This window comes from Exiguobacterium sp. s101, assembly GCF_018617835.1.
Classification (GTDB): Bacteria; Bacillota; Bacilli; order Exiguobacteriales; family Exiguobacteriaceae; genus Exiguobacterium; species Exiguobacterium marinum.
Genome location: NZ_JACSKX010000006.1, coordinates 80,961 through 98,740, shown reverse-complemented (window position 1 = coordinate 98,740; position 17,780 = coordinate 80,961). Strand labels below are relative to the sequence as shown.

The following is a 17,780-nucleotide window of genomic DNA, read 5'->3' as shown; positions in this document are numbered from 1 at the left end:
CACATCAAGGACTGTTTCCATTATTCTTTGTTCAAATAGAGATACCTTAGAAACAATCCCAATACAATCGTCATGACGACGGCAGGGATGAGTCCGATGAGTAGTAATGTGTTCATACCGTTTCCTTTCTGAGCGACTCGAGTCGTTCACGCATGTCATCAAAGGAATGGTTGTCCGTCAACATGCTGAGCTCTGCATCGGCGATTTCCGTCACTTGAGTCGACCATTCTCGTTCAATCTCAATTTCGGATTTCTTGATTTCTTCGTTAGCCCGCTCGACTTGTTTCGAGTGAATCGTTTCAAGACGCGACCGAATCATATCGCGAAGCAGTGAGGTCAACTCATCTTTCAGTTGCGTCCGTCCGTCTCCCTCGAAAAATTGACTCGCATTCTTATAGCGCTTCAACACCGACTGATAGGGTGATGTTTCGAGATGAATCGGTTCGACAGCCTCTCGTAGCCATGCCACGTCGAGATCTCGGTCGAATTCAAGCGTCGGAAGGAGAGACGCTTGACGTTCGGTCAACCGTTCGACCAAGGCGACGAACTCGCGTTTAACGTATCGCTCCAACCGATATTGGAACACTTGGAGCTCTTGCTGGATGTCATAGGCATACTTATCGAGTGTCCGTCCGAGGGCACGCTCCAAGCTCTTCCTTGACCCATCGACCTCGACCGGATGGAACGTTTCCTTGACGAAGTCCGAGAGGCGGAGGAGCGAACGCGTCTCGAGGTGGGCGAGGAGTTCTTTCGCTTCCCGGTCAAATAAATCGATGAGTGCTGACACATCGAGTGCCGGTGGGTTCTCGAGTAAAGCGATCAACTGCTGGCGACGATGTTCTTTCGCCGACGCGTCTTCTTTCGCTTCATTCAAAACACGATCAAATGCAGCGAGTAGCGCTGTCGTTTCTTCCTGTATACGCATTGCGTTGGCGAGACGAAGGTCTTTGTCGACATAGCGTTCAAGTGTCGAGACGAATCGATCGAATCCTCCGTCATCCCCATGCATGGCGTTTCGGCTTGAGATGGGGAGAACGCTTGGTCTGCGGACACCGAGCGCGGTCAACTGTTGTGAGACATAGCTTGTGACCGCATCCCGCTCCTCGTCATCTGTCGCAAGATCAGATGCGTTCACGAGGAAGAACATCTCGTGATCTCCTGTCCCCTGGACCCGCCCGAGTTGGATGACGAGCTCCCGGTCCGCTTCCGTGAACGCATGATTGTAATACGTGACGAACAAGACGGCGTCCGCGTCACGCATGTAGCCGAACTGTACCTCGCTATGACGATTGAACTGCGAATCGGCACCAGGCGTATCGACGAAGACGATGCCACGCCGTGCCCAAGGAGAGTCGAGATACAGTTCGATCTCTTTCACGATACAGCTCTTCTCTTCTTGTGCGACGAATGCGCAGAACGTGTCATAGTCGACGACTTCCGTTCGTCCGAGGTACTCGAGCGGTGCCGATTTTACGGCATTGACGAACGGGTGGTCGACATCGAGAGAGGCGAGGGAAGTCCCATAACCTTGTAACTCTTCTTCGAGTTCATCGTGTGATTTGAAGGTGATCGATGCCGTTCGATTCGTCCGTCCGTTCGGCGGGACAATTTTTGTGATCGATGCCGTCAACGGGTTAGGGGACGTCGGTAATACCGTCTCACCGAATAGCGCATTGAGAGTCGAGGACTTTCCAGCCGAAAATGCTCCGAAGATGGCGAACGTGTACTGTTCATGCTTCGCACGCTCGATTTTCTTGCGTAATGTCGAGACACGGGAGCGGAATAACGGATGATTCTCTAATATTTCACATACCTCATTTTCATAAGAAAAATCAAAATCAAATAAATCATGATCATCATCTAAAATCGACGTCGATGCAACCTCTAATTCAACAACATTCGACTGTTTTTCGGGGAGATACGTTGCATCAACATAGTTTCGAACGGCCAACTGATTTAACTGATTTGAATCAAGTTGCAACGCTTCATATTGACCGATAGCATTCAGACGGTTCGAAAGACGAATCCGTAACGCTTCCGTATCGAGCGCTTCATACAACTCGTCTTCTTCAGCTGAAAATAGTTCCAAGCGCGTGTCGACTTCAGCTTTCATATACGTATCCGTCGAATGGACCCACGGTTCTGATACTTTCGTGACCCATGTCGCGAGGGCTGTCTCGATGTCACGGCTAAATTGTAAGACGGTGTCACCGCTGAGGGATGCACCGGACTTCACTTGCTCGGTGATGAGTGAGTTCGGTGCAATCGGGAGGACATCACCTTTCGGTAGCAACGTTTCTGGAAGTTTCAAATCCCGAATGATGTCTTCCGCGTACTTCACGAGGTGTGGACGTAAATTCATGTCAATCAGACGATTGAACTCTTTGACCGCCACTTCTTCACGACGAGCTCGTTCTTGTTTTGTCTTCTCTTTCGAGAATAAGAGACCAACCTTGAAGGACGGGGCACAACTTTCGAGATAGGACCGCAACAATTCACGGAATTCATAGGTCATGATGGGTGCACTCTCGACTATTAGCGCTTGGTGTTTGAAGAATTCACGACGGAACGATGTCCACCATGCCCGTTTCTTCTCAAGGCGGTGCAGGCGAGATTGTATTTCCTTCGGACTCTTCTCATAGGTCGGCAATTGATCCAACGTCGATTGAATCGATGCTTCGTTGCGGCGGACTAGCGTATGAATCAATGCATCCGCATGCTTGACTTGCTGCTGTCTCGATTCTGTCATGACTTGTCGCACATACGACCGTAATCGCTCGACTTCATTATGAGGATGCTGTAAATCACGAAGTGAAATGTAGAACGTGTCATTCGGAACGATGTCATGATGACGGAATGCTTTCGTCAACGACGCCTTGAAGTCTACAAAGGAGATCTCCCCTTCGTCGTGCTTGTCGATTTGGTTAATGATGATCGAGTAGGGACGTCCTTCTCGACTAAATTGTTTCATCAGGCCGATGTTTTGTTCTGACTGGACATGGTTGTAGTCCATCATGAAGAACAAGTGATCGGCCAAGAAGAGCGAGCGTTCCGTCGCTTGGCGATGACGTTCATCGGTCGAGTCAATTCCTGGCGTATCCATCAATACGACGTGTTCATCAAATGGGAACCGGTCAATCGTATACTCGACTTCCTTGATTTCCTCGACTTTGCAATAGTCACTAATGTTTGATAGGGAAGAAGGGTCTAATGAAATCCAATCCGTATCATTGATGGCGACGGATGCCGCTGATTCGCCACCACGTAACGTGACGATGTTGGCACTCGTCGGAATCGGACTTGTCGGAAGGAATCCATCCTCTAGCCAGTCATTGAGCAATGTCGACTTCCCGGCTGAGAAGTGACCACAGACGGCAATCCAGACTTCTTCATTTGTTACTTTTTGTAGGGCGGTCCGAGCGAGTCGTGCAGCGTCCGTCATCTCCTCTTGTTCAAACGTCAAAGCGAGCCGTGCCAATTGTTCTTGTTGTTCGTGCATGTTTCCCATCCCCTAATTATGATTCCGTCGTGATGCCGACACGATGTCCGACATAGTCATCGTCCGTTAAACAAGCCACCACCAAATCGGCAACGTCATCTCTCGAAATTGGACCTGAATGTTTAGTCCCCAATACCTCTTTTGACACGATGAGTTCACCGATAGATTGCTCATCGATCAGTTGAGTCGGACAGATGACTGTGAAGGCCAATCCGGAATCTCGTAATAACTCGTAAGCCCGAGCGTGATCTTCTGCTGCAGTTGTCGTTGAGCGTTTCGATTCGCTCGTTTCAAAGCGGTAATTATCGCTGTCATGTGCCTGCAAAATGCCTGCGGTCCCGACCGTGATGATGCGGGACAAATCAAACTGTCTCATCGCTTCAACGACGAGTGGTGTGAATGTAGACAATACATTTTGTTTGTCCGTCCCTAACGCCGAGATGACGACGTCTGCAGATCGAACCGTTTCAATGACAGCGTCTCGGTCGATCGCATCTCCTAGAATTTCATCGATCCCTTCATTGGAACCTAGCGACTGTCTTGTTAGAAGTGTGACGCGATGTCCCTTTTCGAGTAAGCGTTCAAGCACCCGTTCCCCTGTACGGCCACTTCCGCCGAATAAAGCAATTGTTGACAAGTAAACCCCTCCCCATCAAGATGAAAGAAATATTCAACGTCATCATAACACGGAAGCGTTCACAAAACTGCCTGAAATGGTTCGATTCTGCTTGAAAAGAATGTGGTACGTTTTAGAATTGAAGAAGAAGGCAAAAAATACATATGACAGCTGTAAGAGAGGAAGGCACCATTACATGAAATTTGGGGCTAGAACTATTAAGACCGGACTATCTGTCGCAATCGTCTTACTGATTGCCGAGGCGTTTCAATTCCAACAAATCGTCGTCCCGGCACTCGCTGCGTCACTGGCGCTTCTGCCGTCTGTCTATCAGACTGGGCTTCGCCTAATCGAGGAGATGAAAGGGAATCTCATCGGAGCATTGCTTGCGGTCGGTTCCTTGCTACTGACTCCTAATCCGACACCGATTGCAATCGGATTCGTCATCATCATCGCCATCTCCATCCTTCTCTTTTTAAATTTAGAATCGACGACGCGCACCGTTATCTTGACGACGATTCTAATCATGGAAGGGGCAAGTCAGTCCGATATGCCGGTTTGGGTGTTTGCGGGCGAACGTTACTTACTCATCATGATGGGGATTACGGTTGCGTTAATCGTAAATGCACTTTTGTTCCCACCTCGGTATGAACGGAAACTCGAAGCACAAGTAACCGATGTCTTTCAAATGGTCGTCCGAATCGCGCGTTTGTTTGCTGAAACGGAAGGCGGTCGTTCATCATTCGAGTCGCTACCTGAAACGAAGAAATTGCATAGTGACTCAAAGCAAACATATGCTTATTTTGAAGAAGAAATTAAAGCGAATCGCTGGCTTGAGAAGAAGACGCCGATTTTCCGACGAGCCGTTATTAAATCTAAGATGATTGAGACGAACCGGGCTGCACTCCATGTCATCGAAAAACTTGATCATGACTTCCATACAATCGAACAACTCCCCCCGCAACTAAGCGAAGAGTTGTATCGCCATATTCGTCACTTGTTACGTCGACATGAGCGTCTGTTTTCAGCCTATGAACTCGAGAACGAACATCTCATCGACAGGGAAGAGGATCTCATCCATGAGAACTTTGACTTTGCGAAACTGATGATTGAGAGAATGAGAGAAGAAGAGGAAGAACTCATTCTCATCGTTGTGCCACTCGTGGCGACGATGACCGACTGGGTCAAGGCAATGAATGAACTCGAACGCTATCTTGTAACTGAAATGAAGAAACATGGGGACAACTTAAAAGTGGAACCACGTAAGAAATGGTTTTTCGAGGATTAAGGGACGGTCAAGCCATCAAGAAAATTACAACCACCATTTCATAAGACCATGAATGAGTGCACAGAATCGAGTGTACCTTCGTGGTTTTTTGTAGTGATTTTTTCTTGATTATCAGTCGATTATAAACAGCTACTATAAAACAATGAGTTTACAACAATGTATTTGGTAATAAACGTAAATTATGTTAGTCTAGAGAAATCACTGATAACGTTGCCTTTATGAATTGATTTTGAAGGGGGATGTACATGAACAGGATTTTAGTAACACTTTTCCTGATGACCGCCATGATGATGTCTTTGATTGGTTGTGGCGCGACATCCTCTACTGAAGAAATTGATTCTCGACCAGTTATCTCATTTGATGCCGGAACCATTCTCGCAGAAGCTCAAAATCATCAAATAAAAATGTTAATGTTATCAAGTTTACCGATGGATACGGTAGATGTGGCAGGGGCAGTCGAAGAACTAGACGGATTCAAAGTAGAAAATGATATATATCTTGATGAACTGAATGGATTGAAACAGAAGGAAGCGACTTCTGAAGACTATAAAATGTTACTTATGGAATATCTTCAAGAAGAAAATGACTACATCGACAAAACGATTGAAGCCGTATACGCCAAAGATCTTTCTCGACCGAGTCGATTTTCAATGAAAACACTCTATGCGGGAGCGAACGAAAAAATCGCACGATTCCGCTACGAGCCGAAGTAAAGCTATTATCCATCATCACACTCGAGAGAAATAACGAAATACGGAGGAAACGAACCGATTAAAAGGTTCGTTTTTTCTGATTCATCCGAGGTACAATCATCTTACTCAGTAAAACTTTGGGACGGAAGAGGATTTAAATGATCAAACGGTCGTTTGAGCAGGTTACGAAGTATTGGAACATCTTAGTTGATGGCGATAAGTATGCTGTAAACTACGGAAAAATAGGGACGATTGGAAAGGTACAAGTAAAGTCTTTTGAGTCAGATTTAGCGTGTATGAATGTGGCAGAGAACCTCATTCGTCAAAAGTTGAGAAGTAGAGGATCAATTATATTTGATGAGTTAGATGAACGCTTAAGTACATTCCCGACCGAATCCTGAAACTTTTCGAGAAGAAACGCGTATACAATAGAGAAAGATACATAAGAACGATAGGAGGATTCACCATGTCAGAAACAACACCGACACCAGAAGAAGGTGTCACACCACAACGAATCAGTGGAACACTTCCAATCGAAGCACGGGCTGTCTTTCGGTTATCAAGTGCGATTTTTTATCTCATTGGACTTCTCGTCACGGGAGCGCTCATGGCTGCCGCATATTGGTTCGATTGGCCGACTTGGCTACAGATTGGTTTAATCGTGCTACTCGTCATCGATGTCGTCTATAGCTTGATTGATCTCATCTGGTTCCAAAAGTGGAAACAAGAACGATTCACGTATGATGTCCAGCCGCTCGAGATTCGGATTCATCATGGAATCATCACGACACACGACGTGCTCATCCCGATGACAAAAGTCCAGTATGTCCATGCGGCACAAGGACCGCTTCTCCGTAAATATGGGTTACAGACCATCACCATCGGGACAGCGGCCGAATCTCATGACATCTATGCAATCGAGGAGTCATTCGCCAAGACACTCCGCGAGCAGATTGCCATCTATGCACGTATTGAAGAGGAGGATGTCGTATGACCGAGACCGCGTTAACATGGCATCGACTCCCGAGTCGCGTTTTGGTGCTGCGTATTCTCGAAGTCATCAAGTCGTTCGCCATTCCAATCGTCTTACTCTTTGTGCTAAACAACGACTGGGAATCGACATTCGGAATCATCATCCGCGTCGGAATCTTACTCTTCCTATTACTCGACATTGTCCAAAAGTTCTTTGGATGGTTAAACTTCCGATATGCACTCGATGAAAAGACCGTCTATGTCATCGAAGGGAACTGGTTGAAAAAAGAAAAGTCGCTTCCGCTTTATAAAATTCAAAGCGTCCATTCCAACAGCCCGTTCCTCTATCGATTGCTTGGTGTCGTGGAATTGACGTTCGATACGAATGCCAACAGTGACGATGCATCATTCAAACTGGCTGGTGTCTTTCCGACCGAAGCCAAACGACTTGAAGAGATTCTCGAGCAAGTTCGTCATCGGAAACAGAATGCACAAACCGAAGGCGATTCTGAAGAGTCGGATGCGACAACAGAACAGGCAGAGCCGTTACCAAGCCGTCTGTTATACGCCTTGTCGACGCGCGAAATCGTGTTGGCTTCCGTCACATCGCTCTCTGTGTTCGCCATCTTCCCTGTCGCCTCGACAATCATCTCGTCGATTGACGACTTCATCAACTTGGATGGGGCGTTCAATCAGGTCGAAGATTATGTCATCCGTGCGTCCATCATCGTCATCGGTCTTCTCGTCATCGGGGTGTTGATGATATCGGTCGTGATCGGCATGGTCATCAACTTCTTGAAGTATGGGAACTTCCGGCTCGAGCGGAGAGGGGAGCGCATTCGTGTCGAAAAAGGATTGTTGAACCGGAGTGCGAAAGAGATCCCATATGAGAAGATTCAAGCAATCCGGATCAAGGAGACGTTCATCCGTCGCTGGTTCCACATCGTCGGAGTCGAACTCGTGGCAGCAGGGACGATGGATGAATTGAAGGACGAGTCGTCGACGATTCTCCCGTTCGTGCGGCGTGACCGGGCGATGCGCGTCCTACGTGAACACTTTGCGTATTTCACATGGTCAGATGAATTGCATCGACTCCCGAGACGTGCGTTAGGAATCAAACTACTACGAATCAGCTGGTTCGGCTTCATCCTATCAGGACTCGTGCTCTACTTCTTCCGAGATTACGCATGGTGGCTCATCCTGTTATGGGCCATTATCATCGGAGGACGCGTGCTCAGTTACGTCACAACCATGTATGTCCGCACCAATCAATTCATTCAGTTACGGACGGGGGCATTCAACGTCCAATCGTTCTTGACGGACAAACCGCGAATCGAACAGATTCAAGTGAAACAATCGCTCTTGCAACGACGTTTCGGATTATGTACGGTGCAGTTCTCGACTCGAGGAGGATTCTTGTCCATCGAGACAATTGACGACATTCCGAAAGAAGAGGCGGACGAGATGCTCGTCTGGTTCTCTCGTTATAACGAACTCAAAGAAAAACGCTCAGGATAAAGTTTCCTGAGCGTTTGAATTATTTGTGATTTTCGTGTCAAATGATGTTTCTCTTACTGAAAACGCGGATAAAGTATGGTATGATGCAAGTAGAAAGAGACCGGTGCTCGACACACCGACCTCTGGCTTACAGGCTACCACTTTAAGAGTGGTCCCAGCCGCCACAATGGTTAGTGAATCAGAAAGTGACCCATCTCATTGCGCCGAGGGGGTCATTTTTTTGTGCGTTCAGACGTTGCACGATCGGATGTTCGGTGAATCACCAAGTGAACGATAATCGGAGCGAGGATTGGGATCATGACATAATCTCCAACCCAGGTCCAAAGTTGTTCCATCCGCACCACCGCCTTCCTCCATTGTGGACTTGGCGGCTGACCCCACTATTGCTGCGTTAACCTGCCCCTTCATTATAACAGATTTGTTCGTAAAACGACGTTAAAAATAAGAACAAACGTTCTTATTTTATAAAATGAATCTTTTGATGGAATTGGTCTCATGAATGGGTCCAAAGAAGGAATTGAGTCGAATCGCTCTTGCTCGTTAGATGTCTGACAGGATATAATCAATTTCGTGTGTATACACGGGTGGGTGAGGGTGCCAATAAAGGATTGATTCCTATGGCAAAACAAACAGAATGGAAAACAGAAACATACGGGGGCGTGTTGAACTTCCTGGCGACAGCATACATCCCGGCCGTGCATGCGGCAATTTTGACACAAGCCGGACTCCCGTTCGAAGGGGCGCTCGTCGGAGCGATTTTGACAAGCATCATCGGGACGTTGATTGCGGGATTCTTCAATCTTCCGCTGCTCTTGTTACCGGGGATGGGGATTAACGCGCTCTTCACGTACACACTCGTCTTACAGATGGGCTTGAGCTGGCAAAGCGCGCTCGCCGTCTCGTTCGTCTCAGGTGTACTCGTCGTATTGTTGACGGTCACCAAAGTGGCGAGGAAATTGGCGAACGCGTTCCCGCCGATCATTCATGACGGATTGACGATCGGTCTCGGCCTCTTCCTCATCTTGATCGGTCTCGAGGCGGCTGGAATCGTCTCAGGCGGGGGTGGGGCATTGCTCCACATCGGTGACCTCGGGGAGCGTAATGTCCAGGTGGCCTTTCTATCACTCTTCGTCGCCATCTTGCTGTTCTTGAAGATGGGACCGAGCAGCTTCCTTTGGACGATCGGTTTCGGTGTCGGTCTCAGCGCCGTGATGGGAACATTAGAATGGACAGGAAGCTTCACATTGTCACCATTCTTCGAGTCATTCGGCACGGTGTTTGGGAACATCTCGTTCGCGGAATCAGCGTCTCCGCTCTTCTTGGTCGCGGTCGGTGTACTGACGCTCGTCTTGTTGATTGAAAACATCAGCTTGATACAGAATCAGACACGGGCAATCGGCAAAGAAGAAGAGGCGCCGAAAGGTCTCGTCGCACAAGGTTTGTCGACTATGGCCGGGGCCATGTTCGGGTCAAGCCCAACTGTCTCAACAGTCGAAGTGGCTGCCGGGATATCGGTCGGTGCACGAGGCGGGATTGCTTCATTCGTCACATCGGGATTGTATGTGGTATCGCTCTTATTGCTACCGCTCTTTGCAATCATCCCCGTGACGGCGATTGCACCGGTGTTGATTATCATCGGCATGATGATGTTCCAGAACGTGAAGCACTTGCCGCTCGATAACTGGGAGCACGCCTTCCCGGCGATTCTCGTCATCATCATGATTCCGTTCACATATTCCATCGTCGATGGGATCGGTCTCGGGTTCATCGCATACACGATGATTGTTTTGTTCAAGAAGGGCTACCGGTCACTCAGTCCGGTCGTCGGTGTCTTGACCGTATTGTTCTTAGTTTTCTTCTCATTACCAGTCTGGTTATAGAGATACGCACGGCATCGTTCATGACGAACGGTGCTGTTTTTTAATGATTCTCAACAGATGGTCAGCGGGGATGCAATTTCAACGAAGGACTTCCAAACCTTATTGATTGAAGAGCATGCAAGTCTCGAGGAATCTGCTGAAGAAGGGATGATGGGTGGAGCGGGTGACTATTCGGATGAAGCAAAATCAAACAATCCAACATCGAGCCTCAATCGATTGATTGGCTTTGCGGTGTTAGCGATGTTGCCATTCGGATATTGGTTCCTCAAGAGACGAAAAACAGCATGATGTCAAAAGACTTATACAATCAACATAGACCTTTAGAAATAGTGATCATACCGAGTCATGCACTGAAAGAAGGAGAAGCAAACCGATTTTCGACATCTGAAGAATGAGGACTTTCCATTGCGCATTGAACGGAAACGGACTGTGAAAGCTACGAGAAAACAACGCTTCTCTTTTGAACGGCAAGAAAAGCATGTGACGACCAAAATCATCAAGAATCGTGAGTCATTAGAATCGGACCTAACTCTCTCTCCGTATGAGGTGCTTGTCCTCTATATAGGAGGAGATTGGGTCGTAAGTTATTACGAAGACGGGGTGACGCTTCAAGAAAACCAAGTGAGTCGTGTCGTGACAACTGGTATTGTCCAAATCGAAACATTCTTTGAACATGTGGTTAGAGGCGCGTTTCCCATCAAATTGGCGTTTGGTTTAGGTGAAACGTTTGCTCCATTTGAGAACGTGTTTCGCTTTATGTTGCATAATACAGATTGGAAGACGTTGATTGAAGACGAGCTGTTGCCTCAACTTCAGATTCCGAAGGCAAAGAATGTGTGGCAGTCCCTTTCATATCCGACATACGAGCAGACACTTGAGACGTTCACTACTGAATTTCATCCAAATATACTAGGAAATTTCATACTCGCACATAATGCTGATGATACGTACTATTTCATTGATCACTTGAATGGGGATATCAAGATTTTTTGATTACAACATCAACGTCGGTTCATTGACGATTGGGTCGAACAGGTTAATTTCCCCGTCGTGAAGTGATATTCATCTCGCGACAAACAACCCCTCATGCGCGCATAAGGGGTTTCTTCACATATAGGGTCCGTTCGCCTGAATGACGAACTGCGAATGTGCGTAGTGGTAGGTGATCCGTGAATAGTCGAAAGGCTTCCCGTTCGTCAGATGAAAGATCGTTTCGATGCGAAGCGTTGGATCATTTTCTTGCAATCCGAGGTGGCCTGCTTCCACTTCCGTCAATCGATCGACCTGTAGATACATGTCAGAAAAACCGATTGTGACACCGAGCGCACTTTGGACGTAATCGAAAATCGAGTCCGCTACGATTTCTCGATTCAAATAAGGGACGATGGCTTTCACATAATAGGATTCCTCATGACAGAGCACTTCCCCGTCCACATATCTCACCCGTTCGACCCGATACACATCGTCAGACACATCAATCCCTAGATTCTCCGCAACGGTCGCATCTGGCTTCATGACAGACACATCAATCACATCAGACGTCAAGACACGGTCTCCGAGATTGCTCTTGAACCCTTGGGTCGAGAAGAGGCTCATATAGCCAGGTCGATTATGTCGTCTGACGAAAATGCCGCTTCCCCGCAGTTGAAAAATGACACCCTTTCGTTCGAGCAGTTCTAAAGCTTTCGTGATGGTGCTCTTGCTCACCGCATATTGATTCATCATCTGCTCAAGGACAGGGAGCTTATCGCCTTGTTTTAAGTTTTGTTCATGGATGTATTGTTCGATTTCATTCGCGATTTGTTGGTATTTTAGCATGGTCATTCCTCACTTTTTCGTCACTGGTTCTATTATATCATGAAAAAAATAAAAGTAATTCAATGTACCGACCTTGTATAATTGTACCGGTACAATTATACTTGCCATGTATGATATATCAAAAGGAGGAACAGAGGATGAAGACGTTACCTAAAGATTTCCTTTGGGGAGGCGCACTCGCCGCTCATCAATTCGAGGGTGGTTGGGACGCTGATGGCAAAGGACCGAGTGTCGTCGATGTCTTGACGGCAGGTGCACACGGCGTCGCGCGCCGGATCACAGACAAGGTCGAACCGAACGAGTTCTATCCAAACCATGAGGCGATTGACTTTTACCATCGTTATAAAGAAGATGTGGCCCTCTTTGCTGAGATGGGACTGACATGTTTACGTACTTCCATCGGATGGAGCCGCATCTTCCCGAACGGGGATGATGCAGCACCGAACGAAGCAGGTCTTCAATTTTATGACGACTTGTTCGACGAGTTGTTAAAGTACGACATTGAGCCGATCATCACGCTCTCGCATTTCGAGATGCCGCTCCATCTTGCCCGTGAATACGGTGGCTTCCGAAATCGTGCCGTCGTCGACCACTTCGTCCGCTTCGCCGAGGTCTGTTTCGACCGTTACAGAGACAAGGTCAAATACTGGATGACGTTTAACGAAATCAACAATAAGATGGACGTCAACAATCCTCTCTTCTTGTGGACCAATTCGGGTGTCCTCTTAAAGGAAGGGGAGAACGCGCGTGAAGTCATGTATCAGACCGGACACCACGAACTGATTGCGAGTGCACTCGCCGTCGCTAAAGGGAAAGCCATCAATCCGGACTTCGAGATTGGAGCTATGGTCTCTCACGTCCCAATCTATCCGTATTCATCAAACCCAGACGACGTCATGCTCGCCGAAGAAATGATGCGGCAACGCTATTTCTTCCCGGACGTACAAGTTCGTGGGTTCTATCCAAATTACGCCTTGAACGAGTTCGAGCGCGAGGGATACAACATCCCCATCCTTGAAGGGGACAAAGAGATTTTACAGAACGGGAAGGTCGATTATCTCGGTTTCAGCTATTATATGTCGACGACCGTGAAGAGTGATGTCGTCGCGGACAACAGCGGAGATATCGTCAACGGTGGTCTGCCGAACGGCGTCGAGAATCCGTATATCCAGTCGAGTGACTGGGGATGGGCAATCGATCCGGTCGGTCTCCGTTATGTGCTCAACCGACTCTATGACCGGTACCAAATCCCGCTCTTCATCGTCGAGAATGGATTCGGTGCCGTCGATGAGATTGTCGACGGGAAGATTCATGACGCGGCCAGAATCGATTATTTGAAGGCACATATCGAACAATTGAAGCAAGCCGTCCTTTATGACGGGGTCGATTTGATCGGGTACACACCTTGGGGCATCATCGATATCGTCTCGTTCACGACGGGAGAGATGAAGAAGCGGTACGGGATGATTTATGTCGATCGTGACAATGAAGGGAGCGGATCGATGGAGCGGATGAAGAAAGACTCGTTCGATTGGTATAAGCGGGTCATCGCGACGAACGGGGAAGAACTATAATTCAGTTGAGCAAAGAACTGTGAAATGTATGCAGGTCTTTGCTCTTTTTCGCTATAATGAAGAAAAATACAATATCGGAGGGAAGAATGATGCAAGTGAAGCAGTATGGACCAGTGACAGCCGTTTGCGCGAAAGTGAAGAACGGTCCATTCGAGATGTCGATGTACGTCTATTATATCGACGGCATGATCATCGATACGGGGACACGCACGATGCTACCCGCTCTCCAACCCTTTTATGAGTCGGTCCCGATCGAACTCGTCAGCATCACCCACCCCCATGAAGACCACATTGGAACGGCGGCCTGGCTTGAGCGGACATACGGTGTTCCGATTTACATACGAGAGTCCGCGAGGGACATGTGCCGGACGGGGTTAAACATCCCAGATTATCGAGCGCGTTTTTCAGGAGATCCGGAACCGTTTCAGCCGATTGCCTATTATGAAAATCAGATCACGTCAGAACATCATAGCTATCGGGTGATCCATACACCCGGTCATGAACCGAATCACGTCGTCTTATATGATGAGGAGAACGGTCGACTGTTCTCGGGTGATTTGTTTGTCCATCCGTATCCGAAGGTGATGATTCCAGAGGAGTCGGTCCCTGAACAGATTCGTTCGCTCAAACGGGTCCTATCCCTCGATTTTGATGAGGTGTACTGTCAGCATGCCGGGCGTCTCGAACAGGGAAGGGAGCAACTGACCAAAAAGCTCGATTATCTAGAACGTTTGACGGATGACGTGATAACGAAAACTGCAGCAGGCTATACGATTGACGACATCAATGCTCAACTCTTCCCCGAACCATCGCCGCTCGTCCGAATATCCAAGCGGGATTATGACTCTAAACATATGATTGCAAGCATTCTTCGAGAAATCTACGAACAACTTCGTTGACAGAAGGCGGATCACCTAGTATTCTGAAGATATGATTAAACGTTTAAACTTTTAAACGGAGTGATGAATATGAAGCAACCAGATGCTACACCCGAAGTATCGCTTTCTTTATTTGAAGATGCGATCCCGTTGTTCCAAGTATTAGCCGACGTCAATCGGCAACGCATCATCGTCGAGATCGCCAAACATGAGCGCTTGAACGTCAATCAGATTGATGAAAAGATCGAGCTGTCTCGACCGGCCATCTCGCATCATCTTAAACTGTTGCGACAAGCGGGCATCGTCTCATCAAAGAAAGTCGGGACAGAGAACTTTTACTTCCTGACGCTCGAGGACGCGGTCGGACTGCTGAAGGCACTGACACGTGCGATTGAAGACGAATGCATCCTATGACCTTTCTTTTTGGAAACAGAAAGAAAGGCTTCTTTTCCACCAATTAGTTTAAAAGTTTAAACATATAAACGTTAAAGGAGAATGAACATGAATCAGAAACAAACCATTGTCATCACAGGAGCATCGAGCGGAATCGGTCGGGCAACGGTCGAACTGTTCAGCAAACGAGGCTGGACTGTCGCCGCAACGATGCGACAACCTGAAAATCATCAAGAGTTGTCTAATCTGAAAGGGGTGTCGCTCTATCGGCTATATGTGACGGATGAGTCGAGTATACGTGACGCCTTTAAACAAATCGTTTCCGACCACGGAACAATCGATGTGTTATTGAATAATGCCGGGTACGGTGCGGTCGAAATTTTCGAAGGGGCCTCGCCGGAACAGATTCAGCGACAGTTTGATACGAACGTTTTCGGTGTCATGAACGTGATTCGGGCAGCACTTCCATACTTACGCAAACAGTGGAGCGGACGGATTGTGACCGTTTCCTCAGTCGGTGGCCAGATCACATTCCCAATCTATAGCTTGTATCACAGTTCAAAATGGGCGATTGAAGGATTCATTGAATCACTTCAGTTCGAGTTGGCACCATTCAATATCGAGTTGAAATTGATTGAACCAGGGCCGATTAAGACAGACTTTTACGATCGCTCCCAACAACTCGTCCGTGACCAACCGCTCGATGTATATGATGACTATACAGAGGTCGCACTCCATAACACGAATGCCGCTGGTGCGAACGCCGAAAGACCTGATGTCGTCGCCGAGACGATTTGGCGCGCTGCGACCGAAGGGAAGAAACGACTCCGTTATCCATCGGGTAAACAGTCAGGGTTATTGATTGCGCTCAAGCGCTATCTTCCGAACCGGTTGTTCTTTGCAATCGTTCGAGGCGTCGTTGAAAAGAGATAAATACGTATGAGCCAAATCCTTTTCGTTTTCAAGTCAAAATGAAAAGGATTTTTTGTGTTTAATAAGGTGCATCACCTCACGACGATGTATCCTCAGCGTTGATGACTTTTTGTATACAGATAGACACGTATTCGGATGCATGATATTATCATATATAATAACATTATCAAATCTGATAATAATGAGGTGAAGATGATGAACCAAGATGTGTTAAAGAGCCTGTTGAATCCGATTCGCATGAAAATCTTTCAACATGTTCTGATGAATGAAGGAGTGACGACCGCCGATTTGGCAAAAGTACTTCCCGATGTACCGCAGGCGAGCCTATATCGTCATATCAATAAGATGGTACAAGACGAGATCTTATCAGTCGTCAGCGAGAACAAAGTACGCGGGGTGTATGAGAAGGTGTACGCGATTCAAAACAATCCGTTGACCAGTATCAACAAGATTGTGGAGGAAGAGGACCGCGAGCAACTGTACATGGTCTGTTATACATTCACGATGTCACTGCTCATGGATTTCGGAAACTATTTAAACCGGGACACAATTGACCTTCAAGGAGACAAGGTCGGCTTTCGGAGTATCCCGCTCTATCTCTCCGATGCTGAAAGTGATCGATTCTTAAAAGGTCTCTATGATCTATTAGAAAGTGTGCTCGAGCATGAACCGGCAGAAGAACGGACGTTACGAAAATTCTCCTATGCCGTCATGCCGGTCGGAGAAAAGGAGGAAGCGGAAGATGTATAAACAAGAAGAGGTATTGATTCAAGGAGAAACAATGATTGCTGCTACCCTAACGTCACCCAACCAGGAACAGTCGACATTTCCAGCCATCGTCCTCATCGGGGGTACGGGAGGGTTGAACCGTGACGGAAACGGAATCGGATTCAAGTCGAACTTGTATAAAAACTTAGCAGAATGGCTGACAACACAAGGATTCGTCACGTTACGCTATGACAAACGTGGGGTTGGCAAGAGTGGCGGCAATCGAAATAGCGTCGGGTTGACAGGACTCGTTGATGACGTGACGGCAGTCGTCCGTTATCTGAAATCTCATGATCTTGTCTCACAAGACATTTTATTGCTCGGTCATAGTGAAGGATGTATCGTCGCGACACTCGCGGCCGAACGTGAATCCGTTTCTGGTCTCATCCTGTTGTCCGGTGCCGGTGTCGCCTTGAAGACGAGTATGCAGGAACAGGCATATGCTTTGCTCGAAGAAGTGAAACGCACGAAAGGAATCAAGGGCAAGCTGCTTCGACTTAGCTTGAACGAGAAGTCGGTCGTCGGGAAACAACAAAAACTGTTCGAGCGCGTCACAGCAATGGATCAAGATACGATGCGTATCCAGCTGGTGAAATTCCCTGCCAAATGGTTACGGGAGCATCTTGCTTACACAGACGAGTCGTTTCGGAAACGATTGGTTCAGTTGAACATTCCAACGCTCGCACTGACAGGGGACCGTGACGTTCAAACGGACGTCCAGCATTTAGACGAGCTCGACGCACTTCACGCGGAACATATCAAGGTACAAAAAGTTAAGGATATGGACCATATGTTGAAACATTTCGATGGTGAGATGAGTATTTTGGATGTGAAAAAACAATATCGTTCACAACTCAGGGAGCCGCTCCATCCTGAGCTACAGCATCAACTTCACGAATGGCTCATACGCCACAATTGGACATCATGACGAAAGGACAGCCGATCCTGCTC

Annotated in this window: 18 protein-coding genes; 14 read left to right on the top strand and 4 right to left on the bottom strand. The window is 47.6% G+C overall.

Translation table 11 applies throughout. The annotated features are described in order from the left end of the window. Positions 1-112 precede the first annotated feature (112 nt). Positions 113-3,499 (bottom strand): dynamin family protein, encoded by a 3,387-nt coding sequence (locus tag KNO76_RS07055; protein ID WP_214884112.1) that lies wholly within the window; start codon positions 3,497-3,499, stop codon positions 113-115. 16 nt (positions 3,500-3,515) lie between these two features. Beyond that, positions 3,516-4,136 (bottom strand): NAD(P)-dependent oxidoreductase, encoded by a 621-nt coding sequence (locus KNO76_RS07050; RefSeq protein WP_214884109.1) that lies wholly within the window; start codon positions 4,134-4,136, stop codon positions 3,516-3,518. 175 nt (positions 4,137-4,311) lie between these two features. On the opposite strand from KNO76_RS07050, the gene KNO76_RS07045 reads away from it, so the two are divergent. The 5 genes from KNO76_RS07045 to KNO76_RS07025 all read left to right on the top strand — a co-directional run bounded on the left by KNO76_RS07045 (position 4,312) and on the right by KNO76_RS07025 (position 8,585). Further along, positions 4,312-5,403 (top strand): FUSC family protein, encoded by a 1,092-nt coding sequence (locus KNO76_RS07045; protein WP_026825989.1) that lies wholly within the window; start codon positions 4,312-4,314, stop codon positions 5,401-5,403. Between the two features lie 245 nt (positions 5,404-5,648). After that, the gene (locus tag KNO76_RS07040) at positions 5,649-6,116 is read left to right on the top strand and encodes a hypothetical protein (RefSeq protein ID WP_214884107.1); all 468 of its coding nucleotides are present in this window, start codon (positions 5,649-5,651) and stop codon (positions 6,114-6,116) included. Positions 6,117-6,253: 137 nt separating this feature from the next. Further along, positions 6,254-6,496 (top strand): WGR domain-containing protein, encoded by a 243-nt coding sequence (locus KNO76_RS07035; RefSeq protein ID WP_214884105.1) that lies wholly within the window; start codon positions 6,254-6,256, stop codon positions 6,494-6,496. Positions 6,497-6,561: 65 nt separating this feature from the next. Further along, positions 6,562-7,089 carry a PH domain-containing protein gene (locus tag KNO76_RS07030; protein ID WP_214884104.1) on the top strand — a complete coding sequence of 176 codons (528 nt, stop codon included), beginning with the start codon at positions 6,562-6,564 and terminating at the stop codon, positions 7,087-7,089. Then, the gene (locus KNO76_RS07025) at positions 7,086-8,585 is read left to right on the top strand and encodes a PH domain-containing protein (RefSeq protein WP_214884102.1); all 1,500 of its coding nucleotides are present in this window, start codon (positions 7,086-7,088) and stop codon (positions 8,583-8,585) included. The genes KNO76_RS07030 and KNO76_RS07025 overlap by 4 nt, the downstream gene beginning before the upstream one ends. Before the next feature lie 212 nt (positions 8,586-8,797). Here the strand turns inward: KNO76_RS07025 and KNO76_RS14165 are convergent, their stop codons facing one another. Further along, the gene (locus KNO76_RS14165; RefSeq protein WP_255349577.1) at positions 8,798-8,920 is read right to left on the bottom strand and encodes a hypothetical protein; all 123 of its coding nucleotides are present in this window, start codon (positions 8,918-8,920) and stop codon (positions 8,798-8,800) included. Between the two features lie 282 nt (positions 8,921-9,202). On the opposite strand from KNO76_RS14165, the gene KNO76_RS07020 reads away from it, so the two are divergent. The 3 genes from KNO76_RS07020 (at position 9,203) to KNO76_RS07010 (ending at position 11,458) form a co-directional block, all read left to right on the top strand. Further along, positions 9,203-10,465, top strand: coding sequence for an NCS2 family permease (locus KNO76_RS07020; RefSeq protein WP_214884080.1), 1,263 nt, complete (start codon positions 9,203-9,205; stop codon positions 10,463-10,465). Positions 10,466-10,522: 57 nt separating this feature from the next. Continuing rightward, positions 10,523-10,753 (top strand): hypothetical protein, encoded by a 231-nt coding sequence (locus tag KNO76_RS07015; protein WP_214884077.1) that lies wholly within the window; start codon positions 10,523-10,525, stop codon positions 10,751-10,753. Between the two features lie 117 nt (positions 10,754-10,870). Next, the gene (locus KNO76_RS07010; RefSeq protein WP_214884075.1) at positions 10,871-11,458 is read left to right on the top strand and encodes a hypothetical protein; all 588 of its coding nucleotides are present in this window, start codon (positions 10,871-10,873) and stop codon (positions 11,456-11,458) included. A gap of 114 nt (positions 11,459-11,572) precedes the next feature. Here KNO76_RS07010 and KNO76_RS07005 read toward each other — a convergent pair whose 3' ends face one another. Beyond that, the gene (locus KNO76_RS07005; RefSeq protein ID WP_214884072.1) at positions 11,573-12,283 is read right to left on the bottom strand and encodes a GntR family transcriptional regulator; all 711 of its coding nucleotides are present in this window, start codon (positions 12,281-12,283) and stop codon (positions 11,573-11,575) included. Between the two features lie 137 nt (positions 12,284-12,420). Between KNO76_RS07005 and bglA the strand changes: the two genes are divergently transcribed. From bglA to KNO76_RS06975, 6 genes are all read left to right on the top strand, one after another. Beyond that, a complete protein-coding gene (bglA, locus tag KNO76_RS07000) occupies positions 12,421-13,857 on the top strand; it encodes a 6-phospho-beta-glucosidase (protein WP_214884069.1) in 1,437 nt (478 codons plus the stop codon). A gap of 89 nt (positions 13,858-13,946) precedes the next feature. Next, a complete protein-coding gene (locus KNO76_RS06995; RefSeq protein ID WP_251127926.1) occupies positions 13,947-14,756 on the top strand; it encodes an MBL fold metallo-hydrolase in 810 nt (269 codons plus the stop codon). Between the two features lie 69 nt (positions 14,757-14,825). Beyond that, positions 14,826-15,149, top strand: a complete 324-nt coding sequence (locus KNO76_RS06990) for an ArsR/SmtB family transcription factor (RefSeq protein WP_214884064.1) — start codon at positions 14,826-14,828, stop codon at positions 15,147-15,149. A gap of 87 nt (positions 15,150-15,236) precedes the next feature. Beyond that, positions 15,237-16,061: an SDR family oxidoreductase gene (locus KNO76_RS06985; RefSeq protein ID WP_214884061.1), complete on the top strand. Its 825-nt coding sequence runs from the start codon at positions 15,237-15,239 to the stop codon at positions 16,059-16,061. A 195-nt stretch (positions 16,062-16,256) separates the two neighbouring features. Next, on the top strand, positions 16,257-16,811 hold the full coding sequence (locus tag KNO76_RS06980; protein ID WP_214884057.1) for a helix-turn-helix domain-containing protein: 555 nt from the start codon (positions 16,257-16,259) through the stop codon (positions 16,809-16,811). Then, positions 16,804-17,757: an alpha/beta hydrolase gene (locus tag KNO76_RS06975; protein WP_214884045.1), complete on the top strand. Its 954-nt coding sequence runs from the start codon at positions 16,804-16,806 to the stop codon at positions 17,755-17,757. Before KNO76_RS06980 ends, KNO76_RS06975 begins: the two co-directional genes overlap by 8 nt. Positions 17,758-17,780: the final 23 nt, after the last annotated feature.